General features: G+C 65.8%; 23 protein-coding genes and 2 rRNA genes. 8 read left to right on the forward strand and 17 right to left on the reverse strand.

What is annotated here, in order from left to right; all coding sequences use genetic code 11:
- The first annotated feature begins 101 nt into the window (after positions 1–101).
- A complete protein-coding gene (locus DPM12_RS18345; RefSeq protein ID WP_211659121.1) occupies positions 102–1,511 on the forward strand; it encodes a DUF349 domain-containing protein in 1,410 nt (469 codons plus the stop codon).
- 96 nt (positions 1,512–1,607) lie between these two features.
- Here the strand turns inward: DPM12_RS18345 and DPM12_RS18350 are convergent, their stop codons facing one another.
- The 6 genes from DPM12_RS18350 to ruvC all read right to left on the reverse strand — a co-directional run bounded on the left by DPM12_RS18350 (position 1,608) and on the right by ruvC (position 7,399).
- Positions 1,608–3,911, reverse strand: coding sequence for a RelA/SpoT family protein (locus tag DPM12_RS18350; protein ID WP_112259804.1), 2,304 nt, complete (start codon positions 3,909–3,911; stop codon positions 1,608–1,610).
- A gap of 107 nt (positions 3,912–4,018) precedes the next feature.
- A complete protein-coding gene (locus DPM12_RS18355) occupies positions 4,019–4,579 on the reverse strand; it encodes an adenine phosphoribosyltransferase (protein ID WP_112259805.1) in 561 nt (186 codons plus the stop codon).
- A gap of 21 nt (positions 4,580–4,600) precedes the next feature.
- Positions 4,601–4,975 carry a preprotein translocase subunit YajC gene (yajC, locus tag DPM12_RS18360; protein ID WP_112259806.1) on the reverse strand — a complete coding sequence of 125 codons (375 nt, stop codon included), beginning with the start codon at positions 4,973–4,975 and terminating at the stop codon, positions 4,601–4,603.
- A gap of 90 nt (positions 4,976–5,065) precedes the next feature.
- Positions 5,066–6,145, reverse strand: a complete 1,080-nt coding sequence (ruvB, locus tag DPM12_RS18365) for a Holliday junction branch migration DNA helicase RuvB (protein ID WP_112259807.1) — start codon at positions 6,143–6,145, stop codon at positions 5,066–5,068.
- A gap of 31 nt (positions 6,146–6,176) precedes the next feature.
- Complete coding sequence (ruvA, locus tag DPM12_RS18370) at positions 6,177–6,806, reverse strand: Holliday junction branch migration protein RuvA (RefSeq protein ID WP_112259808.1); 630 nt, start codon at positions 6,804–6,806, stop codon at positions 6,177–6,179.
- Positions 6,803–7,399 (reverse strand): crossover junction endodeoxyribonuclease RuvC, encoded by a 597-nt coding sequence (ruvC, locus tag DPM12_RS18375; protein WP_112259809.1) that lies wholly within the window; start codon positions 7,397–7,399, stop codon positions 6,803–6,805. Before ruvC ends, ruvA begins: the two co-directional genes overlap by 4 nt.
- A gap of 174 nt (positions 7,400–7,573) precedes the next feature.
- Here ruvC and DPM12_RS18380 point away from each other — a divergent pair, with 174 nt between their 5' ends.
- Positions 7,574–8,026 carry a hypothetical protein gene (locus DPM12_RS18380; RefSeq protein ID WP_112259810.1) on the forward strand — a complete coding sequence of 151 codons (453 nt, stop codon included), beginning with the start codon at positions 7,574–7,576 and terminating at the stop codon, positions 8,024–8,026.
- Between the two features lie 56 nt (positions 8,027–8,082).
- Here DPM12_RS18380 and DPM12_RS18385 read toward each other — a convergent pair whose 3' ends face one another.
- A complete protein-coding gene (locus DPM12_RS18385) occupies positions 8,083–8,844 on the reverse strand; it encodes a YebC/PmpR family DNA-binding transcriptional regulator (protein ID WP_112259811.1) in 762 nt (253 codons plus the stop codon).
- A gap of 4 nt (positions 8,845–8,848) precedes the next feature.
- On the reverse strand, positions 8,849–9,493 hold the full coding sequence (gene pdxT, locus DPM12_RS18390; protein WP_112259812.1) for a pyridoxal 5'-phosphate synthase glutaminase subunit PdxT: 645 nt from the start codon (positions 9,491–9,493) through the stop codon (positions 8,849–8,851).
- Positions 9,494–9,799: 306 nt separating this feature from the next.
- Between pdxT and DPM12_RS18395 the strand changes: the two genes are divergently transcribed.
- Complete coding sequence (locus DPM12_RS18395; protein WP_112259813.1) at positions 9,800–10,921, forward strand: pyridoxal-phosphate dependent enzyme; 1,122 nt, start codon at positions 9,800–9,802, stop codon at positions 10,919–10,921.
- Here the strand turns inward: DPM12_RS18395 and DPM12_RS18400 are convergent.
- From DPM12_RS18400 to DPM12_RS18425, 6 genes are all read right to left on the reverse strand, one after another.
- Positions 10,918–11,457, reverse strand: a complete 540-nt coding sequence (locus DPM12_RS18400; RefSeq protein WP_112259814.1) for an NUDIX hydrolase — start codon at positions 11,455–11,457, stop codon at positions 10,918–10,920. The two genes, DPM12_RS18395 and DPM12_RS18400, sit on opposite strands and share 4 nt — an antisense overlap.
- A gap of 48 nt (positions 11,458–11,505) precedes the next feature.
- Positions 11,506–12,486 (reverse strand): pyridoxal 5'-phosphate synthase lyase subunit PdxS, encoded by a 981-nt coding sequence (pdxS, locus tag DPM12_RS18405; RefSeq protein ID WP_281269672.1) that lies wholly within the window; start codon positions 12,484–12,486, stop codon positions 11,506–11,508.
- A 98-nt stretch (positions 12,487–12,584) separates the two neighbouring features.
- Positions 12,585–13,826: a cysteine--1-D-myo-inosityl 2-amino-2-deoxy-alpha-D-glucopyranoside ligase gene (mshC, locus tag DPM12_RS18410; RefSeq protein WP_112259815.1), complete on the reverse strand. Its 1,242-nt coding sequence runs from the start codon at positions 13,824–13,826 to the stop codon at positions 12,585–12,587.
- 18 nt (positions 13,827–13,844) lie between these two features.
- The gene (locus DPM12_RS18415; protein ID WP_211659122.1) at positions 13,845–14,642 is read right to left on the reverse strand and encodes an SCO1664 family protein; all 798 of its coding nucleotides are present in this window, start codon (positions 14,640–14,642) and stop codon (positions 13,845–13,847) included.
- Between the two features lie 8 nt (positions 14,643–14,650).
- Positions 14,651–15,220: a DUF3090 family protein gene (locus DPM12_RS18420; RefSeq protein WP_170313722.1), complete on the reverse strand. Its 570-nt coding sequence runs from the start codon at positions 15,218–15,220 to the stop codon at positions 14,651–14,653.
- 10 nt (positions 15,221–15,230) lie between these two features.
- Complete coding sequence (locus DPM12_RS18425; RefSeq protein ID WP_112259817.1) at positions 15,231–15,908, reverse strand: MSMEG_4193 family putative phosphomutase; 678 nt, start codon at positions 15,906–15,908, stop codon at positions 15,231–15,233.
- A 204-nt stretch (positions 15,909–16,112) separates the two neighbouring features.
- On the opposite strand from DPM12_RS18425, the gene DPM12_RS18430 reads away from it, so the two are divergent.
- From DPM12_RS18430 to DPM12_RS18440, 3 genes are all read left to right on the forward strand, one after another.
- Positions 16,113–17,483, forward strand: coding sequence for a M23 family metallopeptidase (locus DPM12_RS18430; RefSeq protein WP_123788490.1), 1,371 nt, complete (start codon positions 16,113–16,115; stop codon positions 17,481–17,483).
- 179 nt (positions 17,484–17,662) lie between these two features.
- A 16S ribosomal RNA gene (locus DPM12_RS18435) occupies positions 17,663–19,224 on the forward strand.
- A gap of 164 nt (positions 19,225–19,388) precedes the next feature.
- Positions 19,389–22,492 (forward strand): 23S ribosomal RNA (locus DPM12_RS18440).
- The 16S and 23S rRNA genes sit together here, the layout of an rRNA operon.
- Before the next feature lie 49 nt (positions 22,493–22,541).
- On the opposite strand, the gene DPM12_RS18445 is transcribed toward DPM12_RS18440, so the two are convergent.
- Complete coding sequence (locus DPM12_RS18445; RefSeq protein ID WP_112259819.1) at positions 22,542–23,591, reverse strand: LLM class F420-dependent oxidoreductase; 1,050 nt, start codon at positions 23,589–23,591, stop codon at positions 22,542–22,544.
- Between the two features lie 67 nt (positions 23,592–23,658).
- Between DPM12_RS18445 and DPM12_RS18450 the strand changes: the two genes are divergently transcribed.
- Entirely contained in the window at positions 23,659–24,630 is a 972-nt protein-coding gene (locus DPM12_RS18450) for an aldo/keto reductase (protein ID WP_112259820.1), read from the forward strand.
- 51 nt (positions 24,631–24,681) lie between these two features.
- Here the strand turns inward: DPM12_RS18450 and DPM12_RS18455 are convergent, their stop codons facing one another.
- The gene (locus DPM12_RS18455; protein WP_112259821.1) at positions 24,682–25,302 is read right to left on the reverse strand and encodes a hypothetical protein; all 621 of its coding nucleotides are present in this window, start codon (positions 25,300–25,302) and stop codon (positions 24,682–24,684) included.
- A 50-nt stretch (positions 25,303–25,352) separates the two neighbouring features.
- Here DPM12_RS18455 and DPM12_RS18460 point away from each other — a divergent pair, with 50 nt between their 5' ends.
- Positions 25,353–25,583 (forward strand): DUF5703 family protein, encoded by a 231-nt coding sequence (locus DPM12_RS18460; protein ID WP_245951311.1) that lies wholly within the window; start codon positions 25,353–25,355, stop codon positions 25,581–25,583.
- A 143-nt stretch (positions 25,584–25,726) separates the two neighbouring features.
- Here DPM12_RS18460 and DPM12_RS18465 read toward each other — a convergent pair.
- On the reverse strand, positions 25,727–26,014 hold a 288-nt coding region (locus DPM12_RS18465; protein ID WP_146751933.1), incomplete at its 5' end, for an LPXTG cell wall anchor domain-containing protein.

Genomic DNA, 26,014 nt, shown 5'->3' on the forward strand with positions numbered 1-26,014 from the left:
GTCCCCTCGAATACCATGTTCGTCAAAGATGTCTCCTGATGTCGTCTTTGAATACTGTGACGTTTCCCATGCCTTCACCCGAACCCGGATGAGGACTGATCGTGACCGAGACTCCCGGTAGCCCGGAAACCCGGCCGGCGCAGACAGACCCGGGCCAGAAGGACCCGGGCGAGGTGGACTCGGGCCAGACGGACCCGAACCAGATGGACCCGGGTCAGCCCGGTCCCGAGTCGGCCGCTACTCAGCCGGGCAACGACGCAACCAGTGCCGCTCCCGAGACCGTCGCCTCCAACGAATGGGGCCGAGTCGACGCGTCCGGCGAGGTCTTCGTCCGTACCGCAGAGGGCGAGCGATGGGTGGGGTCCTGGAAAGTCGGCGAACCCGAGCAAGCGCTGGAGTTCTTCGGCCGCAAATTCGACGAGCTCGCCGTGCAGGTCGACCTCCTCGAACAACGGCTCGCGTCTGGCGCTGCCGCGCCCGACGACATCGCCGCCGGCGTTCGCAAGCTGCGCGACGCCCTCGTCGACGCCAAGGCCGTCGGTGACCTCGACGCGCTGAGCCGCCGGCTCGACGCGGTCGAACAGCACGTCGCCGAGCGCCGGGCCGAACGCCGGGCAGCTCGGGCCAAGGCGCAAGAGGAGGCTCATGCTCGCAAGGAGGCCATCGTCGCCGAGGCCGAAGAGATCGCCGGCGGCGACGACTGGCGGCACGGCGCCGACCGGCTTCGAGAACTGCTCGAAGAGTGGAAATCCCTGAGCCGGTTGAACCGCGCCACCGACGACGCGCTGTGGCGGCGCTTCTCCACCGCGCGCACGCATTACACGCGGCGTCGCAAGGCGCACTTCGCCGAGCTGGCCCAGCGTCGCGAAGAAGCCAGGGAGATCAAGGAACGCATTCTCGACGAGGCCGAGGAACTCGCGACGTCCACCGACTGGGGACCCACATCGCGGCGTTTCCGCGAGCTCATGGCGGAGTGGAAAGCTGCGGGTCCCGCGCCGCGCAACGTCGAGGACACGCTCTGGAAGAGGTTCCGCGCAGCACAGGACACGTTCTTCGAGGCGCGCTCGCAGCATCAGGCACAGCGCGAGAGCGAGGAGAACGCCAATCTGCAGGCCAAGAACGAGTTGCTGGCCGAGGCCGAGGCCCTGCTGCCGGTCCGGGACTGGAAGGCCGCCCGGGCGGAGTTGCGGTCCATCCAGGAACGCTGGGAACGGATCGGCCCGGTCCCGCGCGATTCCCGGCGTTCGGTGGAGGGTGGCCTGCGCAAGATCGAGGATGCGATCCGCGATGCCGAGCAGGCCGACTGGCGCCGCAGCAATCCGGAAGCCTATGCCCGTGCCCAGGACACGGTCGAGCAACTGCAAGCCCTGATCTCGGATCTGGAAAGCAAGCTCGAAAAGGCACGTGCCTCAGGTGATGAGCGGGCCATCCGCGAAGCCGAGGAAGCGCTGGAGGCGCGGCGTACCTGGCTCGAACAGGCCGAGCAGGCCCGGGACGAGTTCGCCCGCTAGCCCACCCGTTTCACCCTCTTTTCGTCCGCTGATCATGAACACTAGGCGTCCTCATGAGGACGCCTAGTGTTCATGATCAGCGGACGAAAAGAGGGATCAGTTGGAGACGGCTGGCACGCCGCTGGTGAGCCGGTAGGCGTCGAAGACCCCTTCGACACCGCGAACGGCCTTCAACACGTGGCCCAGGTGTTTGGGGTCAGCCATCTCGAAGGTGAAACGGCTCTTGGCGATCCGATCGCTGCCAGTGGCCACGGTGGCGGACAGGATGTTGACGTGCTGATCGGACAGGACCCGGGTGATGTCCGACAGTAGCCGCGCGCGGTCGAGGGCCTCCACCTGGACGGCCACGAGGAACATGCTGTTGGAGCTGGGTGCCCATTCGACCTCGACCATGCGGCCTTCCTGCTGGCGCAGCGAGTCGACGTTGGAGCAGTCTTCCCGGTGAACCGATACGCCCGAACCGCGCGTGACGAAGCCGACGATGTCGTCCCCGGGCACCGGCGTACAGCAACGCGACAGCTTGACCCAGACATCGCTCACGCCCTTGACGACGACGCCGGGATCGCCCCCGCTGCGACGGCGCGGGCGTTCCGAGCTGACCGCCTCGGCGACGTCTTCGGTGGTTCCTTCCTCACCACCGAGGATGTGCACCAGCTTCTGCACCACGCTCTGCGCCGACACGTGTCCCTCGCCCACGGCGGCGTACAGCGCCGAGATGTCTGCGTAGCGGAGTTCGTCGGCCACGGCGGTGAGCGTTTCCTGGCGCAGCATGCGCTGCAGCGGGAGCTCCTGCTTGCGCATCGCCCGGGCGATCGCATCTCGCCCGTGTTCGATCGCCTCCTCGCGGCGCTCCTTGGAAAACCACTGTTTGATCTTGTTCCGGGCCCGCGCACTGGTGACGAACGTCAGCCAGTCCCGGCTCGGGCCGGCCCCCTGTGCTTTCGAGGTGAAGACCTCGACGACGTCGCCGTTGTCCAGTTTGGATTCCAGGGGCACGAGCCGGCCATTGACCCGGGCACCGATCGTCTTGTGACCGACCTCGGTGTGCACGGCATACGCGAAATCGACCGGTGTCGCGCCGGCGGCCAGCGAGACGACGTCGCCCTTCGGCGTGAAGACGTAGACCTCGTTGGACTCCATCTCGAACCGCAGGGATTCGAGGAACTCGCCCGGATCTTCGGTCTCCTTCTGCCAATCGAGCAGCTGGCGCAGCCACGCCATGTCGTTCGCGCCGTTGTGATCCGCCGTGGCGGCCGACTTGTCGGTCTCGCGGCCGGCGTTGCTCTCCTCCTTGTACTTCCAGTGCGCGGCGATGCCGTACTCGGCCCGCCGGTGCATCGCGTTGGTGCGGATCTGCAGCTCCACCGGCTTGCCTTGCGGCCCGATGACGGTGGTGTGCAGCGACTGGTACATGTTGAACTTCGGCATCGCGATGAAGTCTTTGAACCGCCCCGGAACCGGGTTCCAGCGCGCATGCACGATGCCGAGGACGGCATAACAATCCCGGACCGACTCGACCAGGACGCGGATCCCGACGAGATCGTAGATGTCGGTGAATTCCCGCCCCCGCACGATCATCTTCTGATAGATCGAGTAATAGTGTTTCGGTCGGCCGGTGACCGTCGCCTTGATCTTCGCCGCACGGAGGTCTTCTTGTACCTGGTCCACCACCTTCACCAGGTACTCGTCCCGCGAGGGAGCGCGCTCGGCCACGAGCCGCACGATCTCATCGTAGACCTTGGGATGCAGGGTGGCGAAGGAGAGATCTTCCAGCTCCCATTTGATGGTGTTCATCCCGAGCCGGTGCGCCAGCGGCGCGTAGATCTCGATGGTCTCGCGCGCCTTGCGCCGCGCGGACTCTTTCGGCACGTATCGCCACGTGCGGGCATTGTGCAGGCGATCGGCGAGCTTGATGACGAGCACCCGGATGTCCTTGGCCATCGCGATGACCATCTTGCGGACCGTCTCCGCCTGTGACGCCTGCCCGTACTTGACCTTGTCCAGTTTGGTGACGCCGTCGACGAGCATGGCGATCTCGTCGCCGAACTCTTCGGCCAGCTCATCCAGGCCGTAGTCGGTGTCCTCGACCGTGTCGTGCAGCAGCGCGGCCGCGAGGGTGGGTGGCGTCATGCCGAGTTCGGCCAGGATGGTGGCCACGGCAAGCGGATGGGTGATGTAGGGATCGCCACTCTTGCGCTTCTGGCCGCTGTGTGCTTCCTCGGCGACCCGGTAGGCCTTCTCGATGACGCTGAGGTCCGCCTTCGGGTGGATCGCCTTGATGGTTCGGAACAGTGGTTCGAGCGCAGGCTCGGATTGCTGGCGCTGCGACGTCAGGCGCGCCAGCCTCGCGCGCACCCGGACCGGTGCGAGGGCGCCGCTCGGAGCTGTCTGCTCGGCCACAAGCCTCCTTTCGCCTTCTCACGAAGGAGACAACACAGTCTAGGATGCGTATGTTTCATCCGCTAACGCGGTGTGCAAATATGCAGGTCACAACGGTGTGTTACATCTCACACCGTCAGTAACGCATCGAGATGCACATCGGCCAGGCGATCTCGCCCGTGCAAGAAGCCGAGCTCGAGGAGCACGTTGACACCGACGATCTCGGCCCCGGCCGCACGCATCAACTCGACAGTAGCACTCACCGTGCCACCCGTGGCCAGCACATCGTCGACGATGAGGACTCGCTGGCCCGGGGCGACGGCGTCGCGGTGAACCTCGACGGTCTCCTCGCCGTACTCCAACTCGTAATTCGCCGTCGTCGTCTCTGCCGGAAGTTTGCCTTCCTTGCGCACCGGGACGAAACCGGCGCCGAGACGGTGGGCCACGGGCGCGCCGAGGATGAACCCGCGCGCTTCGATGCCGATCACCAAATCGACCGGCGGGCTCGCCGCCGTGACCGGCTCTCCGGTTTCCGGCCCGGCATCACTCAGCAGCTCGATGACCCGGGCGAACGCGGGAGCATCCCGCAACAACGGCGTGATGTCCTTGAACGTCACGCCGGGCTTGGGCCAATCAGGCACATCGCGAATGCGCGACAGCATCATGTCGCGATCGGCGTCGCTGATCATCGATGTATCGTGACGCGGCGCTCAGCGCGACTCGGAATCGTTGGCTTCTTGATGTTTCGGGGCGTCGCCGTCGGTCTCCGCAGAGTCGGAGAACTCGCTCTCGTCCGCCGCCAACGGGTCGGCGTCCGAAGCTTCCTCGTTCTGCTGGCCGTCCAGGACGTTGATGATCGCCCGGCGCACGTACGTGTTGGTGACACCGGGTGCGACCTCGAGCTCCACCTCGTCGTCGTCGATAGACGCGACCGTGGCGATCAACCCGCTGCCGGTCATGACCTTGTTGCCAACTGCGAGGGTCTGCTGCATCTGCTGCATCTGCCGCCGCTGCCGCTGCTGCGGCCGGATGAGCAAGAAATAGAAGACCGCGATGAGCAAGATGGGGAGCAGCAGCGCTTCCATGAGTACGTCGCTTCCTTCGGCTAGGTGTCCGGGAACGTTCGCGTGATTCTATATTGCGAACAGCCCTGATAACAGAATCAAGGCGTTATCTCAATTGTCGTCGTTCGTGCCGAATAAATCGAGCTCTGCCTCTCCCGCGAACGGTGCACGTTGCGGTACCGCCAGCCCGAGATGGGTCCACGCCGCCGGCGTGGCGACGCGGCCCCTGGGGGTACGGGCCAGCAATCCCGCGCGCACCAGGAACGGCTCGGCCACTTCTTCCACCGTCTCACGCTCTTCCGCGACCGCGACCGCCAGGGTGCCCAGCCCTACCGGTCCCCCGCCGAAATTCTTGCACAGCGCGCTCAAGACCGAACGGTCCAGACGGTCCAGCCCCATCGTGTCGACCTCGAAGATCTCCAGGGCCGACCGGGCGATGTCGGCCGTGACCACGGAATCGGCCCGCACCTGCGCGAAGTCGCGCACCCGGCGCAGCAGGCGATTGGCAATCCGCGGCGTGCCGCGCGAGCGGCCCGCGATCTCGTGCGCTCCGTCCTCGCGAAGCTCGACCTCCAGCAACCCGGCCGACCTGGCGAGCACACGCTGGAGCTCGGCCGGTTCATAAAGATCGAGATGGCCGGTGAATCCGAACCGGTCACGCAGCGGCCCCGGCAGCAGGCCAGTGCGCGTGGTCGCGCCGACGAGCGTGAAGCGGGGCAGTTCCAGGGGAATGGCCGTCGCGCCGGGACCCTTGCCGACGACGACGTCCACCCGGAAGTCCTCCATCGCCGTGTACAACAGCTCCTCCGCGGCCCGGGCGGTGCGGTGAATCTCGTCGAAGAAGAGCACGTCGCCCTCGCCGATGGAGGACAGGATGGCCGCCAGATCGCCGGCATGCTGGATGGCGGGCCCGCTCGTGATGCGCAGCGGGGCGCCCATCTCGGCAGCGACGATCATCGCGAGGGTGGTCTTGCCCAGACCTGGCGGCCCGGAGAGCAAGATGTGGTCCGCCGTGTGCCCCCGGGCACGCGCGGCATCGAGCACGAGTGAGAGCTGCTCGCGCAACCGTTCCTGGCCGACGAACTCGCTCAGTGTCCGCGGCCGCAGCACGGCCTCCACCGCTCGCTCGTCGGCGTCCGCACTTCCGCCCACGAGCCGCGACGCTGCCTCGTCGTTGTCGAACATGCTCATCGCCGACACCCCGGTCGAGCCCGCCAGTCCGTCATGTGGCCAATGTTCGCAGAGCCGCCTTCAGCAACGCCGACACGTCCGCCGTCTGGCCGTTCTCGGCCGCCATCGGCGCGACCCGCTCCACGGCCGCATCCGCGTCGCGGGCCGACCAGCCCAGCCCGAGCAGCGCCGAACGCACCTGTTCCTGCCAGCCCTGCGCGGGCGCAGCCAGCCCACCGGCACCCCCGGCCGCTCCGGCCGCGCCCGATACGTCACCCGACGCCGGACCGAGCTTGTCCTTGAGCTCGATGACGATCCGCTGCGCCCCCTTCTTCCCGATGCCGGGAACCTTGGTCAACGCGGTGACATCCTCGGCCGCCAATGCCCGGCGCAGCTCGTCCGGCGTGTGCACCGACAGCATCGCCTGCGCCAGTCTCGGGCCGACACCGCTGGCCGCCTGGAGCAGCTCGAAGACCGTACGCTCGTCGTCGGTGGCGAAGCCATACAAGGTCAACGAATCTTCCCGCACCACCAGACTGGCCGCGAGCTCGGCCTCACTCCCGACATGCAACTCCGCCGTCGTGCCCGGGGTGCAGTGCAACATGAGGCCGACACCGCCGACGTCGAGCACGGCCTCCGTCGGCCGCACGCTCGCCACGTTTCCCCGCACGAATGCGATCATGGAGACTCTCCGTTCGTTGCGCTACGTGGCCACTCGGGCCACTGGGATCCGCTGTCACGTGCTGCCGCCCGCAAACGGTTCGCCGGCGCGGATCCGCCCGCCCGGCGTAACATACCGTCGGCGCTGCCGCGCCAGGCATGGCAGATGGCCAGCGCGAGCGCGTCGGCCGCGTCGGCGGGCGTGGGCTTGGCCTCCAGCTGCAGCAGGCGCATGACCATGGACGCCACCTGGGCTTTATCGGCCTGGCCATTGCCGCTGACCGCCGCCTTCACCTCACTGGGCGTGTGCGCGGCCACGGACAGACCGCGCCGGGCCGCCACGAGTGCGGCCACGCCGCTGGCCTGGGCGGTGCCCATGACGGTGCGGACGTTGTGCTGGCTGAAGACCCGCTCGATGGCGACGGCCTCGGGAGCGTACTCGGCGATCCAGGCGTCCACCTTTTCCTCGATCAGCAGGAGCCGCTGCCCCAGCGGCACATCCGATCCGCTACGCACCACGCTGACGTCGATCAGACGCAGCTTGCGCCCGGGCAGCCCGTCAACCACGCCCAAGCCGCATCGGGTCAAGCCCGGATCAATGCCGAGTACGCGCATACACCCTCCGCCGAACACCAGTTCGGTGGTTCACTCTACTCGGGCGTCCGCAAGCTTCGTGGCCGACGCGCCGGGCAGCGAGGGCCACGCCCGTGTTCTGCCCGCACCCGATCGAGAAACGCAACCCGCTGGCATCGGCTGGTCGCGAGGGTACTTCTCGTTATCCTGGGATACGTGACCGATGACGCGAACGCATCCGAACAGCAGGGAGCGGGACAGCCGAGCGAAGAGGAGCTGCGCGCGTACCTGGAGCAGCTGCGCACCGCACCGGTGGGCCAGGTCATGTCCGATGTCCTCTCCAGCGTCCTCACCGCGGCTCAGGCCAAGCTCGGACGGCGCGACGCACGGCTGATGATCGACGTGAGTGCCCTCATCTTCGATCAAGCCCGGGCCCAGCTCCCGGAGCAATCCGTGACCCAGATCGAGCAGCTGATCAGCCAGCTGCGCCTGGGCCAGGTGCAAGCCGAGCAGAACGTGGCTCAAAAGGGTGAAGACGAGCCCAACGATCTCGCGGAAACGCCCGCTCCGCCGCGGGAGCCGAGCACGTCCAGCTCGTCGCCGGAGCCCCCGCAGCAACAGCAGTCGCGATCCTCGCAGGCGTCCAAGCTCTGGGTGCCTGGTCGCTGATCGCGGCGGGCTCCTCGCCGCTCGGGGCTGCGCCGGGCCCGACGCGGATCACGCGGTCAGCCAACCGCTTCCAGGACCTCGTCGGACACGTCGAAGTTGGAGAACACGTTCTGGACGTCGTCGCAGTCTTCGAGCGTCTCGATCAGGCGGAAGATCTTCTTTGCGCCATCTTCGTCGAGAGGGACGGTCACCGACGGGACGAACGACACCTCCGCGGACTCGTAATCCAGCCCGGCGGCCTGGATGGCGCTGCGGACGTCGACGAGCTCGCCGGCCTCGCATCGGATCTCGAACGACTCCCCGATGTCCTCGACCTCCTCGGCACCGGCGTCAAGCACCACTTCGAGTAGCTCGTCCTCGGTCAGCGTCCGATCACCCTGCTGATGGGGAACGATGATCACGCCCTTGCGCTCGAACAGGTACGACACCGACCCGGGATCGGCCATGGACCCACCATTGCGGGTCATCGCGTTGCGTACATCCGATGCCGCGCGGTTCTTGTTGTCGGTGAGGCACTCGATCAGCACCGCAACACCATTGGATCCGTACCCCTCGTACAAGATCGTTTGATAATCCGATGCCCCGCCGTCGGCGCCCGCACCTCGCTTGACGGCGCGCTCGATGTTGTCGTTCGGCACCGACGACTTCTTGGCCTTCTGGATGGCGTCGTACAGGGTGGGGTTGGCCGCCGGATCTCCTCCACCCGTACGCGCGGCCACCTCGATGTTCTTAATTAGCTTCGCGAAGAGCTTGCCACGCCGGGCGTCGACGACGGCCTTCTTGTGCTTGGTGGTCGCCCACTTCGAGTGGCCGGACATAGGCTCAAGCCTCCTTGACGATCTCGAGGAAGTGCGCATGGATGCGGGCGTCAGCGGTGAGCTCTGGATGAAACGACGTCGCGAGCAGCCGTCCCGCTCGTACCGCCACGATTCTACCGGTGACGGCCTCGGAATCGGGTGCGTGTGCGACACCGCGGCCGGTGGCCCGGCCGGCGACGCGCGCGAGCACCTCTACCCGCTCGCCGACGCCCTCGACCCAAGGCGCCCGGATGAAGACCGCACGCATCGGCGGCTCACCAAGCACCGGGAAGTCCAGCTCGGCCTCGAACGAGTCGACCTGGCGGCCGAACGCGTTCCGCCGTACCGTGATGTCCAGCCCGCCGATCGTCTCCTGCCCGGGCGCGGCCTCTTCCAGCCGATCGGCCAGCATGATCATGCCGGCACAGGAGCCGTACGCGGGAAGGCCGTCGTGAATGTGCTTGCGCAACGGTTCGAGCAATCCGAACGATCGCGCCAAGCGCCACATGGTGGTCGACTCCCCGCCCGGGATGATCAAGCCGTCGACGCCATCGAGCTCCTCCGACGTGCGCACGGGCGCGCCACGCGCGCCCAGCGTCTCGAGGATTGCGAGATGTTCGCGCACATCCCCCTGCAGCGCCAGGACCCCGATGGTCGGTCCGGTCGTCATGGTGGTGTCATACTCCGATCCAGGTGATGATCACGTGTGATCACAGCCGTGCGCGCGAGTGTGCGAGGCGGCTGCCAGCATGCCCCCCGAGCTGCCCGCGGGGCCGTTTTGCGCCCTTATCAACCGTAACCTCTGGCTGGTCAGGACACCGCACGGCCTCCATTGCCAGCTGCGGAGCCCGGCAGTGATCGAACGTGTAACAATGTGGCCTGCATCACACCCTTGCGCCGGGGAAGGGAGATAGACTCCCAAACCACGAAACGATAGTTTCATTCACTACGTTCACCCTTTCCGAGGAGAGCACCTATGGGTCACGTCTCGCCTGCCCTCGATCCCTACTCCTCCGAGCTGCCCGCCAGCGGCCCATACGTGACCCTCGGCGAGGGCAACACGCCGACACTGCCGCTGGAGCGGCTCGCGGGCGAGCTCGGCATCGGTCAGATCGCTGCCAAGCTGGAGTCCGTCAACCCGACCGGCGCATACAGTGATCGGGCCGCCGCCCTGACCATGACCATGGCTCGCCAGCAAGATTATCGGGGATGGATCGTCACCACGTCCGGAAACGCCGGACTGTCCATGGCCGCCTACGGCGCCCGCGCCGGCCTGCCTGGCGTCGTCTTGCTGGAAGACCCCGTGCCAGAGGAGAAAGTATCCGCGTGCATGGGCTACTCCGCCGAGGTCCAGCTCGTACACGGCGTCATCGAAGGCGACGAATCCCGCAGCAATCTCATCTGGCTCTACGACGAAGTGCGGGCGGCCGCCGAGCGATACAACCTGTTCATCGCCACCCCGAACCACCTGTTCAATCCGGAGGGGATCCGCGCGCTCGACACCATCGGCTACGAGATCGCCGAACAACTCCCCTCCGCCACGCACGTGTACGTCCCCACAGGTAGCGGCGCGCTGATCGTCGCCATCGGGCGCGCACTCGCCCAGCGCGGCCTGACGCCCAAACTCGTCGCCGCCCAACCCGCCGGATGTGCGCCCATCGCTCGCTATCTCGTGGACCATGTCGCCACGCCGGAGATCGAGCGCTGTTACAGCCACACGTCGGCATTGCAGCAAGCCCGGCCCGCCGACGGTTACGCTGCTGCCGACGCCGTCACCGCTTCCGGTGGGTGGGGCACGATGATCAGCGACCAGGCGATCCTGACCGCGCAGCGCCGGCTCGTCGCCGCCGAAGGTCTCTTCGTCGAACCGGCCGCAGCGGCCGGTCTCGCCGCGCTCATGACCGACATCGCCGCCGAGCGCATCGATCAGGACGCTCATCCCGTCATCGTGCTGACGAGTGCCGGCTGGAAGGATCTCGCGAACGGCACGCTCGACGCCACGCCGGTGGACACCATCGACGTCGACGACATCCCGGCCACGGTGAACGACTGGGCCGCGATGCTTGACGGCACCAAGCAGTCCACGGCTCCGGCCTAGCCGATACGACGCACGTATCCGTCCCATCCCCGGGCCAGCACATCGTCGACGATCTCGGCAAGCGCCGCCGGATAGATCGTCTCCGAGGTGGCCGACAGCTCGTCGCGATCCCACCATTGCAGGTCCGACATGGACGCGCGTTCGACCGCCGTCCAGCCGTCCATGCGTACCGCCGTCTCCCCAGCACCGAGCGCGGCGAAGAACAGCACCTCGTGCTGGCGGCACTCGCGGCCGAAGTAGCGGAACTCGACGCTACGCGCCGCCACCGGCCCGACGATCTCCTGCGGATCCAGCCGCAGGCCGGTCTCCTCGAACAACTCACGCACGGCGCACGCGCGCTCGGATTCGCCCGTATCGAGTCCGCCGCCGGGTGTGAACCACCACGTACGATCCGGCTCGTCGACGTCGAACCCCTGGAGCAGGAGAACTCGGCCGATCCCGTCGACGACGATCACCCGTGCCGCGCGGCGCACCCAGAGGCCGTCGACGTCTTGCTCCCAATCGGCGAAGACATCGTCGGCGTCAACGGACACCATGCGCGCCACATCCGATCATGCTCGGGAACGGCCGCGAGCCTCTCGCCGTCACCAGCCCCGTTCGGCCAGGCGGTGCGGCTCGGGCATCTCCTCGACGTTGAGCCCGACCATGGCATCGCCCAGGCCGCGGGAAACCTTGCCGATCACGTCGGGATCGTCGTAGAAGGTCGTGGCCTTGACGATCGCCTCGGCCCGCCGGGCAGGATCGCCGGATTTGAAGATGCCCGACCCGACGAACACGCCCTCGGCACCGAGCTGCATCATCATCGCGGCGTCCGCCGGTGTGGCGATGCCCCCTGCCGTGAACAGCACGACGGGCAGCTTGCCGAGCTCGGCAACCTCGCGCACGAGCTCGTAGGGCGCCTGTAGCTCCTTCGCCGCGACGTAGAGCTCGTCGGCCGGCAACGTCCGCAGCCGGTTGATCTCGGCACGGATCTGACGCATGTGTGTGGTGGCGTTGGACACGTCACCCGTCCCTGCTTCACCCTTCGAGCGGATCATCGCCGCGCCCTCGGTGATCCGGCGCAGCGCCTCGCCCAGGTTGGTGGCCCCGCACACGAAGGGGACCGTGAACTGCCACTTGTCGACGTGGTTGGCGTAGTCGGCCGGGGTCAAGACTTCGGACTCGTCGATGTAGTCCACCCCGAGGCTCTGCAGCACCTGAGCCTCGACGAAGTGCCCGATCCGGGCCTTGGCCATGACCGGGATGGAGACGGCGTCGATGATCCCGTCGATCAGGTCGGGATCACTCATCCGGGCAACGCCACCGTGCGCGCGTATGTCTGCCGGCACCCGCTCGAGTGCCATCACAGCGACCGCTCCGGCATCTTCGGCGATCTTGGCCTGTTCTGCGGTGACGACATCCATGATCACGCCACCTTTGAGCATCTCGGCCATGCCACGCTTCACGCGCGCCGTGCCGGTCTCGGTGCTCACCGGGCTGGACGCGGACTGCGACGTGGATTGCGTCTGATCCGACACGGGCTCGAACCTCTTCTGTGTCGTCGGGTTGATGCGGTCAGTACCCATGGTACGTCGTCACCCGCGTTGCCCCCGCCGGTCCCGATCCCGTTCGGCTCCCGGCGACACGTCCGGATGGCACCTCCGGGCGGCGCGTCACCCGGAGGTCACCGCGGCGCCTCCACGAGCCGGATCCCCAGGAGCGAATCGGCCAGCGCGGCGATTGACGACGGCGCCGACGGCTCCTCTCCCCCGTTCGCGAGGGTCTCGTCCACCCAGCGGTCCACGGCGCGTGACGCCCCGGCCGTGTCAAGGTCGTCGGCCAGGCGCTGCCGGACCTCCTCGACGACGGGCCGGGCGTCCGGGCCGGCGGGCGCCGCGACCGCCGCTCGCCAGCGCGCCAGCTGCTCTCCCGCCGAGCGCAGCAAGCCCTCGCTCCATTCCCGGTCCGAGCGGTAATGCTGGGTGTACAGCGCGAGGCGGACCGCCCCGGGCTCCGCATCGCCGAGCCGCAATGACTCCGCGAATACCAGGTTGCCCAGCGACTTCGACATCTTGCTGCCCTCGTATCCCACCATGCCCGCGTGCGCGTACAGATGCGCGAAGGGCTGGTCACTGGAGAGGACGTGCGCCCCGGATGCGCACATCTCGTGATGCGGAAAGATCAAGTCGCTGCCACCGCCCTGCACATCGAAGCCGGCTCCCAGCTCGTCGAGCGCGATCGCCGTGCATTCGATGTGCCAGCCGGGGCGTCCAGCGCCGAACGGGCTCTCCCACGCCGGCTCCCCAGGGCGTGCCTTCCGCCACAGCAGGCAGTCCAGCGGATCCTTCTTGCCGGTGCGCTCCGGGTCGCCACCGCGCTCGGCGAACAGCTCGCGCATCGTCGCCGCGTCGAGCCCGGACAGGAAACCGAACCGCGAATCGGCCCGCACGGAGAAGTACAGGTCACCCTCGACCTCGTAGACGGCACCGGTATCTCGGAGCCGACCGATGACGTCGATGATCTGCGGTATCGCGTCGACGGCGCTCACGAAACGATCCGGCGGAAGCACCCGCAACCAGGCCATGTCCTGCCGGAAGAGCTCGGTCTGCTCCGCCGCGAGCTGTGCCCAGTCCTGTCCGGTGCTCTCGGCCCGTTCGAGCAGCGGATCATCGATGTCGGTCACGTTCTGTACGTACCGGACGTCGTGGCCGGCATCCCGCCAGGCACGGTTCAGCACGTCGAACGCTACGTACGTGGCGGCGTGCCCCAGATGCGTGGCGTCGTACGGTGTGATTCCGCACACGTACATCGACGCTCGCGTCCCGGAGGCAGCCACCCTGGTCTCGCCGGAGGCGGTGTCCCGGAGCCAGACCGGCGCACCTGTTCCGGGCAACGGGCGTTGGTCAGGAACGGCCCAGGCATGCATAAGTGCGACCCTAAAGGTTCAGAACGGCGGCCATGGCACCGGCATCCGCCCTTCGGGCACCGGCATGCGTCCGTCCTGCAATAACGCCGACACCCGTTCGTCCATGGCGATCAGCTCGGTTTCGGTGAGCAGCTCGGCGAGCTGGGAGCCCAGCTCGCCTCCCAGCATCGCCCGGATCCGTTCCAACTCGTCCCGCTCGGCCGCGTCCAGCGCGGTGCCTGCCCATCCCCACAGGACCGTCCGGAGCTTTGGCTCGGCATGACACGACACGCCGTGATCGATCCCGACGATCGTGGCCATGTGCTCGGCCACCCCGCGGTCTCCCGTGAGAATGTGCCCACCTTTGCGGTCGGCATTGTTGATCACCACATCGAAGAGGGCCAGCCGCCGCAGCTCGGGACGGTCGGCGTGCACGAGCACGACGGGCGAGCCATCGCCGTCGATACCCTCGAGGACGGGAATGGTTCCCGACGGAACGTCGTCGGGTGCCACCACGTCGACCCAGCCGGGGGTCCCGGGCTGCTCAAGCCACACTTGACACATGCCGGCGCCCGCCGGGCCGTCAGTACGCAACACGGTCGGGGGCACAACGTGCCACCCCGCTGCCTCGGAGACCAGATAGGACGCGACCTCACGCGCCGCGAGGCTCCCGTCCGGGAAATCCCACAGTGGACGCTCGCCCGTGATCGGCTTGTACACGCACGTGACGCGCTGCTCGCCATGGGCGACGTGCCCGATGAAGGTGGCGTTTGAGGCGACGGCGAGACGCCCGTTAACGGCGAGCTCGCCGTGGGCGAGCAGCCCCAGAAGATCCACGGCGCTCCTCAGCCCTGCCGGCGATATCCATTGGCTCGCGGACAGATGTGGCCCTCCGCTTCCAGGGCGAGCCCGCAAAAGGGGCACGGTGGCCGGCCCGCTGCCACGACCGCTTGTGCGCGCCGCGCGAACGAGCGCGCCTCGGCGGCGGTCAGCTTCACCAGGAACACATCCCTGGTGGATTCTTCGGGGTCGTCGGGCGGCTCCTCGTCCTCGGTACCGGGCTCGCCCGCCGCGTATGCGGTGATGACGACGCGCTGGGTGTCACCTTCCCACGCCAGGGTGAGCGTGCCGACCCGGAACTCTTCGACGATGGGCTGTTCGAGCGGGTCGAGATCTTCCTCACTCACGTCTTCGACCACCGGAATCTCGGTCTGGCCCTCGGTACGCTGGACGATCTCGTCGAGCATCGCGTCGACCCGTTCGGCCAGCACCGATACCTGCTCCTTCTCCAGGACGACACTGGCGAGCCGGCGGTCCTCGCGAGCCTGGAGGAAGAACGTACGATCTCCAGGTTCTCCCACCGTGCCGACGACGAACCTGTCCGGCGAGTCGAATCGGAACACCTGCACAGCCACGATGCTCACCTTAACGTGCACCGCCGCCGACGACGGCATCGCTGGAACGTGCCGTTCGCCGACGCTGCGCCTTCCACAAACCACGCAGGTCACCGCCGGTGTCGTTGAGGCGGAGCAGGAATGGCCGTCGTTCAGTGTATGAGATGGCGGTGACCGAGGCGGGATCGATCACGATTCGCTGGAACTGGTCGAGATGCAAGCCCAACGCATCGGCCACGATCGCCTTGAGCACATCACCGTGTGACACCGCCGCCCAGACGGCGTTGCGCCCAGACGCCGCGGCGACCTCGGCGTCGTGTTCGCGCACCGCTTCCACCGCCCGGGCTTGCATGGCGCGCAAGGATTCACCGCCGGGGAAACTCGCTCCCGACGGGTGATCTTGCACCACGCGCCACAGCTTCAGCCGCCGCAAGTCCGACAGCGAGCGCCCCGTCCACTCGCCGTAGTCGCATTCGAGCAGGCGCTCGTCCAGCTGCACGTCCGCATCCAGCACACGTGCCGTCTGCACGCAGCGATCGAGCGGGCTCGCGACGACGCGGGCAAGCTTCTGCTTGCCCAGCCGCTCCCCCAGCTGCGAGATCTGGTCCTCGCCGGTGGCGTCCAAGGCGATCCCCGGCGAACGTCCGGCCAGCATTCCCGACGTGTTCGCCGCCGTCTGGCCATGGCGAACAAGCAACACAACAGGCACGCTTCGAGCCTAACCATCCCATTCCACCTAGGACTCCCCACGTGTCCCCACCTGCCCGGGCATGACCCCGCTTTCCTGCCACCTTTCCTGCCACTCCGCCACCCGCTCGCACGCTTCGCGCCGTCTTCGCAGGTGCCGCGACATGCCGCGAATCGGGTGATTCTGTAGTATTGACGCGGCTCGGAAAGGAGTTGGTACGAGCAGATGCGGGGGTCCATACGTGTGGTGCCCGTGGCGGCACTCGCCACGGGCGTTGTCTTGAGCATCGCCAGTCCGACCGCTACACCCGGGTACGCGGGCGAAATCCAGGCCACCGACGGGCCGGCGCCGGCATCGATATCGGCGGGGACACTGGCAGCAACACTGACCAGCGATTCCCAGCCGGCCGACAGGCCAACGGAGCCGCCCACCGACGAACTGCCCAGCGACCACGGCGAGCAACAGCGCCGGGATCCGCAGGAGGCATACGAGGAGGCACTACGCGGCGCGCAGACCGTCGCCGTCGCCGAGGCCCAGCAGCTCATGCAAGAGGTGCTCGCCGAGATCGATCTGGCCGAGCAAGACGTCGAGCGGGCCCGCGCCGAGGCCGAGCAGGCTCGCGAGGCGGAAGAAGAGGCCCGCAAACAGGTGAAGGTCGCCGTCCAGGCGCTCGAACGCAGCGAGCGCGAGATCGAGCAGCTCAAGGCGGAAGCCGCCAACGCGCGCAGCGCACTCGGGAGCGTCATCAGCGAGGCTCACCAGAACAACGGTTTGTCCACCGTCGGGGTCCTGGTGGGCGCGGACACCCCCGAAGATCTCAACGACCGCTATCTCGGCTTGCAGACACTGCTCGATGCCGGCGACACCGCACTGGGCCAGCTCGCCGAGGATCAAGCCGAACTACGCAACGCCGTCGACCGGCTCGAGGGCCAGCGCAAAGAGCGCGAGCGGCTCGCCGAGGAGGCGGCGCAGAAGCGTGTCGAGAAGGAAGCCGCCGAGGAGGAGGCCGAGGCCGCCCAGGCCGAACTCGAAGACCAGCTGGACGATTACGAGCACGCCTTGCAGCTCGCCGAAGACGCGATGCTCGAGGACTACGAGCGGTACATGGAACAGCTCGACGAGGCCACCGCCGTCGGCGAGCATCTTCGAGAGCTGACCGAGGAGGACTACGGTTCCGGATCGGGCAGCGGCACGTTCGTCCGCCCGGGGACGGGGCAGACGACCTCCACCTACGGATCCCGGATGCATCCGATCCTCGGCTACGTGAAGATGCACACGGGTACCGACTTCTCCGCTGGCGACGGCAACATCTACGCCGCCGACTCCGGAACGGTGGTCGAGGCGACGTACAACAGTGCTTACGGGTACATGGTCGTCATCGACCACGGTGACGTCGACGGCAGCCGGCTGAGCACCCTCTACGCTCACCAGAGCGGGCTGACCGTCAGCACCGGGCAACGCGTGGAGAAGGGACAGGTGATCGGCCGGATCGGCTCCACCGGCTACTCCACCGGTCCGCACTTGCATTTCGAGGTCCGCCTCGACGGCGAGCACACCGATCCGAGCCCCTGGCTCGACGGCGCAGCAACCCCCTAAATCGCGCTGCCCTGCTGATTTGCCGATCCCGCCCCCGTCGTTGTTAACGTGGAACACGTCATCGGGGCATCGCCCCGGCAGGGGCTTTGTCCCCACGGTTTCTATCCGTACCTTGAGAACTCAACAGCGTGCGATGGCCAACGCCAGGCACCGACTTCAAGCCTGGTACTCACGTTTCTCTAATGGAGAGTTTGATCCTGGCTCAGGACGAACGCTGGCGGCGTGCCTTACACATGCAAGTCGAGCGATCGGCCCGGTCCTCCGGGACCGGGTACGGAGCGGCGAACGGGTGAGTAACACGTGAGCAACCTACCTCTGGCACCGGGATAACCCCGGGAAACTGGGGCTAATACCGGATAACCATCGGCCGGGGCATCTCGGCCGATGCAAATGGTTCCGATCTCTGATCGGTTCTGGCCAGGGATGGGCTCGCGGCCCATCAGTCTGATGGTGGGGTAACGGCCCACCAAGGCGACGACGGGTAGCCGGCCTGAGAGGGTGATCGGCCACACTGGGACTGAGATACGGCCCAGACTCCTACGGGAGGCAGCAGTGGGGAATATTGCACAATGGGCGAAAGCCTGATGCAGCAACGCCGCGTGAGGGATGACAGCCTTCGGGTTGTAAACCTCTTTCGGCGCCGACGAAGCCCTGATTCGTCAGGACAGGGTGACTGTAGGCGCAGAAGAAGCACCGGCCAACTACGTGCCAGCAGCCGCGGTAATACGTAGGGTGCAAGCGTTGTCCGGAATTACTGGGCGTAAAGAGCTCGTAGGCGGTCTGTCGCGTCGGCTGTGAAATGTCGGGGCTCAACCCCGGAACTGCAGCCGATACGGGCAGACTAGAGGACGGCAGGGGCAAGTGGAATTCCTGGTGTAGCGGTGAAATGCGCAGATATCAGGAGGAACTCCGCTGGCGAAGGCAGCTTGCTGGGCCGATCCTGACGCTGAGGAGCGAAAGCGTGGGGAGCGAACAGGATTAGATACCCTGGTAGTCCACGCCGTAAACGTTGGGCGCTAGGTGTGGGGAATGACCATATTCTCCGCGCCGTAGCTAACGCGTTAAGCGCCCCGCCTGGGGAGTACGGCCGCAAGGCTAAAACTCAAAGGAATTGACGGGGGCTCGCACAAGCGGCGGGGCATGCGGATTAATTCGATGCAACGCGAAGAACCTTACCTGGGTTTGACATGCCGGGAAATCTTCCAGAGATGGGAGGTGCCTTAGGGCGCCCGGCACAGGTGGTGCATGGCTGTCGTCAGCTCGTGTCGTGAGATGTTGGGTTAAGTCCCGTAACGAGCGCAACCCTTGTCCCATGTTGCCAGCGGTTCGGCCGGGGACTCATGGGAGACCGCCGGGGCCAACTCGGAGGAAGGCGGGGATGACGTCAAGTCATCATGCCCCTGATGCCCAGGGCTTCACGCATGCCACAATGGCCGGTACAAAGGGCAGCGATACCGCAAGGTGGAGCGAATCCCAGAAAACCGGTCTCAGTTCGGATCGGGGTCTGCAACTCGACCCCGTGAAGTCGGAGTCGCTAGTAATCGCAGATCAGCAACGCTGCGGTGAATACGTTCCCGGGCCTTGTACACACCGCCCGTCACGTACTGGGAGTCGGCAACGCCCGAAGCCGGTGGCCCAACCCCGTTCTACGGGGAGGGAGCCGTCGAAGGCGGGGCTGGCGACTAGTACGAAGTCGTAACAAGGTAGCCGTACCGGAAGGTGCGGCTGGATCACCTCCTTTCTAAGGAGTTCTCTCATAACTTCTTATTTGGCCAGTTCAGCACGCTGTTGGGTTCTCGAGGTACGGCAGAAGCCGCTACCGCTGAGTGCGCTGGCACATAGATGCCTGCGCCCGTACCTTGAGAACTGCACAGCGGCCGTCGCGAGCATCTGACCACGAGTGTCAAGCAAGCGATCAAGGGCACACGGTGGATGCCTTGGCACCAGGAGCCGATGAAGGACGTGGGAGCCTGCGATAAGCCCCGAGGAGCTGGCAACCGAGCTACGATCCGGGGATTTCCGAATGGGGAAACCCGGCCGGAGTCATGTCCGGTCACCGCTACCTGAACACATAGGGTAGCCGGAGGAAACGCGGGAAAGTGAACCATCTCAGTACCCGCAGGAAGAGAAAGCAACCGCGATTCCCTTAGTAGTGGTGAGCGAACGGGGAACAGGCCAAACCGGGCAGGTGAGGAAGCCGGCAGGTGTTTCCTGCCCGGGGTAGAGGGACCCGTCACGCCGGGGCTGCCGACCCGGCAGGGAGTCAGAAACCATCGAGCTAGCCGAAGGCACTGGGACGTGCCGGCACAGCGGGTGACACCCCCGTAGGCGAAAGCCCGATGGCTCCCCGCACGGTGTTCCCAAGTAGCACGGGGCCCGAGGAATCCTGTGTGAATCTGCCAGGACCACCTGGTAAGCCTAAATACTTCCTGGTGACCGATAGCGGACCAGTACCGTGAGGGAACGGTGAAAAGAACCCCGGGAGGGGAGTGAAATAGAACCTGAAACCGTGTGCCTACAAGCCGTCAAAGCCGGCCCTTCGGGGCGCGGTGATGGCGTGCCTTTTGGGACATGAGCCTGCGAGTTAGTGGTGTGTGGCGAGGTTAACCCGTACGAGGGGAAGCCGTAGCGAAAGCGAGTCCTAACAGGGCATACGAGTCGCACGCCCTAGACCCGAAACCGAGTGATCTACCCATGGCCAGGGTGAAGCCCGGGTAACACCGGGTGAAGGCCCGAACCCACCAGGGTTGAAAACCTGGGGGATGAGCTGTGGGTAGGGGTGAAAGGCTAATCAAACTCGGTGATAGCTGGTTCTCCCCGAAATGCATTTAGGTGCAGCGTCACGTGGTTCGCTCTGGGGGTAGAGCTACTGGATGGCTGATGGGCCCTCACAGGTTACTGAAGTCAGCTAAACTCCGAATACCAGAGCGTCAAGCGTGGCAGTGGGACTACGGGGGATAAGCTTCGTAGTCGAGAGGGAAACAGCCCAGACCGTCAGCTAAGGCCCCAAAGTGTGTGCTAAGTGGGAAAGGATGTGGAGTCGCAGAGACAACCAGGAGGTTGGCTTAGAAGCAGCCATCCTTGAAAGAGTGCGTAATAGCCCACTGGTCAAGTGACTCTGCGCCGATAATGTAGCGGGGCTCAAGCACACCGCCGAAGCTACGGCATTCGCGCATGATGCGCGGATGAGTAGGGGAAGCGTCGAGCGATCGATGAAGCGGCAGCGCAAGCTCGCCGTGGAGGCCGCTCGAGTGAGAATGCAGGCATGAGTAGCGAAAGAGGAGTGAGAATCTCCTCCGCCGGATGACCAAGGGTTCCAGGGCCAGGTTCATCCGCCCTGGGTAAGTCGGGACCTAAGGCGAGGCCGACAGGCGTAGTCGATGGATAACGGGTTGATATTCCCGTACTCGCTGACATGCGCCCTGCCGAACCCGGATCTTGGCTAACCGCCCGAAACCGCGACATCTCCTTCGGGAATGTTGCGGCGTAGCGCGGGACCCCAGCCGGTAGTAGGCAAGCGATGGGGTGACGCAGAAGGGTAGCCCAACCCGGGCGATGGTAGACCCGGGGTAAAGGTGTAGGGCGGTGCATAGGCAAATCCGTGCACCTTCAAGCCTGAGACCTGATGCCGAGCCGATTGTGGCGAAGTGGGTGATCCCACGCTGTCGAGAAAATCCTCTAGCGAGTGTGTCAGCGACCCGTACCCCAAACCGACGCAGGTGGTCAGGTAGAGAATACCAAGGCGATCGGGATAACCGTGGTTAAGGAACTCGGCAAAATGTCCCCGTAACTTCGGGAGATGGGGAGCCGGACTGGGTGATCACCCGCGCGGTGTGAGCGTGGTCCGGCCGCAGAGAATTGGCCCGAGCGACTGTTTACTAAAAACACAGGTCCGTGCGAAGAAGCAATTCGATGTATACGGACTGACGCCTGCCCGGTGCTGGAACGTTACGGGGATGGGTTAGCCATCTGTCCGCAGGTGGCGAAGCCCTGAACCTAAGCGCCAGTAAACGGCGGTGGTAACTATAACCATCCTAAGGTAGCGAAATTCCTTGTCGGGTAAGTTCCGACCTGCACGAATGGCGTAACGACTTGGGCGCTGTCTCAACCACGGACCCGGCGAAATTGCAGTACGAGTAAAGATGCTCGTTTCGCACGGCAGGACGGAAAGACCCCGGGACCTTTACTGTAGCTTGGCATGGGCGTCTGGGGCGGTCTGTGTAGGATAGGTGGGAGACTGCGAAGCGGATACGCCAGTATTCGTGGAGTCGTCCTTGGAATACCACTCTGGCCGTTCTGGCCGTCTAACCTCGGTCCGTAATCCGGATCAGGGACAGTGCCTGGTAGGCAGTTTAACTGGGGCGGTTGCCTCCCAAAAGGTAACGGAGGCGCCCAAAGGTCCCCTCAGCCTGGTCGGAAATCAGGTGGCGAGTGTAAGGATAAAAGGGGGCTTGACTGCGAGACCGACAAGTCAAGCAGGTACGAAAGTAGGGCCTAGTGATCCGGCAGTGGCGAGTGGAAGCGCTGTCGCTCAACGGATAAAAGGTACCCCGGGGATAACAGGCTTATCTTGCCCAAGAGTCCATATCGACGGCAAGGTTTGGCACCTCGATGTCGGCTCGTCGCATCCTGGGGCCGGAGTCGGTCCCAAGGGTTGGGCTGTTCGCCCATTAAAGCGGCACGCGAGCTGGGTTTAGAACGTCGTGAGACAGTTCGGTCCCTATCCGCCGTGCGCGTTGGAGACTTGAGAAGATCTGTCCCTAGTACGAGAGGACCGGGACGGACGGACCTCTAGTGTGCCAGTTGTTCCGCCAGGAGCACGGCTGGTTAGCTACGTCCGGCACGGATAACCGCTGAAAGCATCTAAGCGGGAAGCCGTCTTCAAGATGAGGTCTCCCACCGGGTCAACCGGGTAAGGCCCCCAGCAGACTACTGGGTTGATAGGCCGGAGGTGGAAGCGCAGCAATGCGTGCAGCTGACCGGTACTAATAGGCCGAGGGCTTGCTTCACTCCCCCAGATCCGCGACGGATCGCTGTGCGGTTCCCGAGGTACGGGCGCTAGCTGGCCACGCCAGCGGCCTCGAACGCGTCAGCCATCGAACGCAGCGTCTGGCGTTGCTCCTCTACTGAACTCCCTTGCGGGATGACCGAGAGGGTGCTCACGCCCGACTCCGCATAGGCGTGCAGCCGATCCCGTACTCGTTCGACGGGGCCGATCAGGGCCGTCTGGTCGATGAATTCCGACGGTACGGCAGCGGCAGCGGCACGTTGCTGACCATCCAGGAACAGCTCCTGCACGCGCGCGGCCGCGTCGTCGAACCCCATGCGCACGGCGAGCTGGTTGTAGAAGTTCTGCTCACGGCTCCCCATTCCGCCCAGGTACAGGGCCGCATACGGGCGGATCACGTCCGCGCATGCCTCGACGTCGTCACCGATCACCAGCGGAACGGACGGTACGACGTCGAAGCCATCCATGCTTCCTCCCACCCGCCTGCGGCCGGTGGCGATGCGCTCCAGCGCCTCGGGCGCGTACTCCGGCGAATAGAAGACCGCCAGCCAGCCGTCGGCGATCTCACCGGCCAATTCGAGATTGCGCGGCCCGATGGCCGCGAGGTAGATCGGGATCTGCTCGCGCAGCGGACGCATGGCCAGGCGCAGCGCCTTTCCCGGACCCCCGGGCAACGGCAACTGCCACTGCTCCCCCTCGTATTGCAACCGCTGCCGTGACAGGACCTGCCGGACGATATCCACGTATTCTCGTGTCCGCGTCAGTGGCCGGGCGAAGGGCGCTCCGTGCCAACCCTCCGAGACCTGTGGGCCCGAGACACCGAGTCCCAACCGGAACCGCCCGTCCGACAACGCGTCGAGAGTGGCAGCCGTCATCGCCGTTGCAGCCGGAGACCGCGCGGGAATCTGCATCACCGCGGCCCCCACGTCGACGCGCGCCGTCCGTGCCGCGATCCAGGAGAGCACCGTAGGCACGTCCGATCCGTACGCCTCGGCTGCCCACACGCTGGAATACCCCAGCGTCTCCGCCTCGACGGCCACGTCGACGGAGCTGCGGATATCACCGGAATGCCAGTACCCGAGATTGAGAGCTAACTCCACGGCACGACTCTAGACGATCCGGGCATGCTCCCGCTTCGGTGCTCCTTCGACAGGTAACCTCGCACCTGTGGAGATGCGACGGGTAGGCCGCAGTGGCCTGGCAGTCTCTCGCCTCGGGCTGGGCACCATGACCTGGGGGCGAGACACTGACGAACACGAAGCGCGGGAACAGCTCGATGCGTTCGTCGACAGCGGTGGCACGCTCATCGACACGGCCGCTTCGTACAGCCAGGGCCGGGCTGAACGGATGCTGGGCTCGCTGCTGGGCACGACGGTCTCCCGTTCGGAGCTCATCATCGCGACCAAAGCCGGCATCTCGCGCACCAGTGCCGATGTCCGCGTCGACGTCTCGCGCAAGGCGCTGCTGGACCAGCTTGACGATTCTCTGGACCGCCTCGATGTCGACTATGTCGACCTTTTCCAGGTGCAGACGTGGAGCGACAACGCTCCACTCGAGGAGACACTCGACGCGCTCGATTACGCCGTTGCCTCGGGGCGGGCACGCTACGTCGGCCTGTCGAACTACTCTGGCTGGCAGACCGCGTGGGCGTCCATTCATCAGGAACGTGCGGCGACCCGCGCCTCGCTGATCTCCACCCAGGTCGAGTACTCGCTGCTCGAACGGGGCATCGAACGGGAGGTGGCGCCGGCCGCGCAGCAGTTCGGTCTGGGCCTGCTGCCCTGGTCCCCCTTGGGACGCGGCGTGCTCACCGGCAAGTATCGCAGCGGTACTCCAGCCGACTCGCGAGCCGCCACTCCCCAACTCGCCGCTTATGTCGAGCCTTACCTGGACGGTCGCTGTCGCAAGATCGTCGAAGCGGTCTGTACGGCCGCCGACGGCCTCGGCGTACACCCGTTGGAGGTCGCGCTCGCGTGGGTCCGTGATCGGCCCGGAGTGACGGCTCCCATCCTCGGTGCCCGCACCGCTACCCAACTGGACATGCAACTGCAAAGCGAAGAACTCGAGCTGCCGGCCGAGATCCGCAGCGCGTTGGACGAGGTTTCCGAGCCGGAGATCGGTTACCCCGAACGGTTCTGAGGCAGGGATTCCCCAGGCAGCCGGCCCGAGCCGCGCTGTGCGCCGCTCCCCTCACTCCTCCGTGGTCCCGGATTCCATCACTTCGTCGAGCCGGTAGATCAACAACTCTTCATCGACGACGTCGAAGGGTTCACCCACCAACGTGTCCGGGTCACCTTCGGCCAGTTCCTGGACCCACACGGTGCCTCCGCGAGGTGTCAGGCCAGCACCTTCGGCTCGCTGGTCGAGCCCATCCACGCCATACGCATGCAGCAGCTGGTACAACGCCCGTCCGGGATGTGATACATCGGCGATCGCCGCCTCCAACGGATCCGTCGGGTAGAGCTCCCCGTAGGCCTCGCGTCCCGCTCCGAGTAGCTCGTCGGTGTCCGCGATGTCGTAGTCGCGCCGGACGAAAACGCCCACCGCGCTGGGTTCGGCATCGGCATCCTCGTACTCGATGTCCACGTGGGGCCCGTCCGGGAATTCCCACGGCGTGACCTCGTCACGCAACTCGAACAAGAGGTCATCGTATTGCTGTGCCGCGTGACGCAACGCCGTGTACGTCGCTTGCACGGCATGGTCTGCTTCGCCGGAACGGCCGAGGCACGCTTCCAAATGGTTCTCCAGCGCGTCCGTCAGGCCGTCAAGTGCTGCCTGAAGACGGGTGCGATCCTGAGGCTCATTCGTCACGCGATCGACCGTACATCCTCGGTATCGGGAAGTCGTGGCACCATAGATGAATGGAGCACATGGTGGGGGCCGATTCGGGTTCCAAGTTCGCTCGCGCCACCGAATACGAGTTTCGCCACTTACGTCTCCCCCGCACCACATCGCGCCGGGCTGCCCGGCAGTTGCTCAGCGAGCATGCCGAGTACGGGCGCTGGGAACTCGCTCGTCTCCGCCGCTATCCCGACGGCAGCCGCAAGATCGTGCTGCGACGCAAGATCCTTCGCGTACAGCGGGCCGTCTGAGCCACGGCCAGCCCGCATCCGCGTTGATCGCGCTCTCTCGACGGCCGTCCCGCGGCTCGGCTACCGGCAGACGACGGCCCTGCCTTCACATCGTGGAAAGCAGGGCCGTCGTCCAGTAGGTCATGGAGTGACCAGGTAAAGGATCAGACGGTCATCGTGACCCGCCGCCGCAGCGCCATCGCGGCACCGCCAGCAAGCGCGAGGCCGAGTCCACCGGCCAGGGTCAGCCAGATGGCCGCACCGGTGTCCGGAAGATCATCCTCTTCCTCATCCTCCTGGTCCTCTTCGTCCTGGTCCTCTTCGTCCTGGTCCTCATCGTCCTGGCCCTCGTCGTCACCGAGCACGACCAGTGTGGTTGCGGCCGAGTTCGAACCGCCGTTGTCGCCCTCGGCCAGCACGACCGCATCGCCCAGCTCACCAGCCGGCGCATC

The organism is Phytoactinopolyspora halophila, from assembly GCF_003287285.1.
In the GTDB taxonomy this organism is placed as follows: Bacteria; Actinomycetota; Actinomycetes; order Jiangellales; family Jiangellaceae; genus Phytoactinopolyspora_A; species Phytoactinopolyspora_A halophila.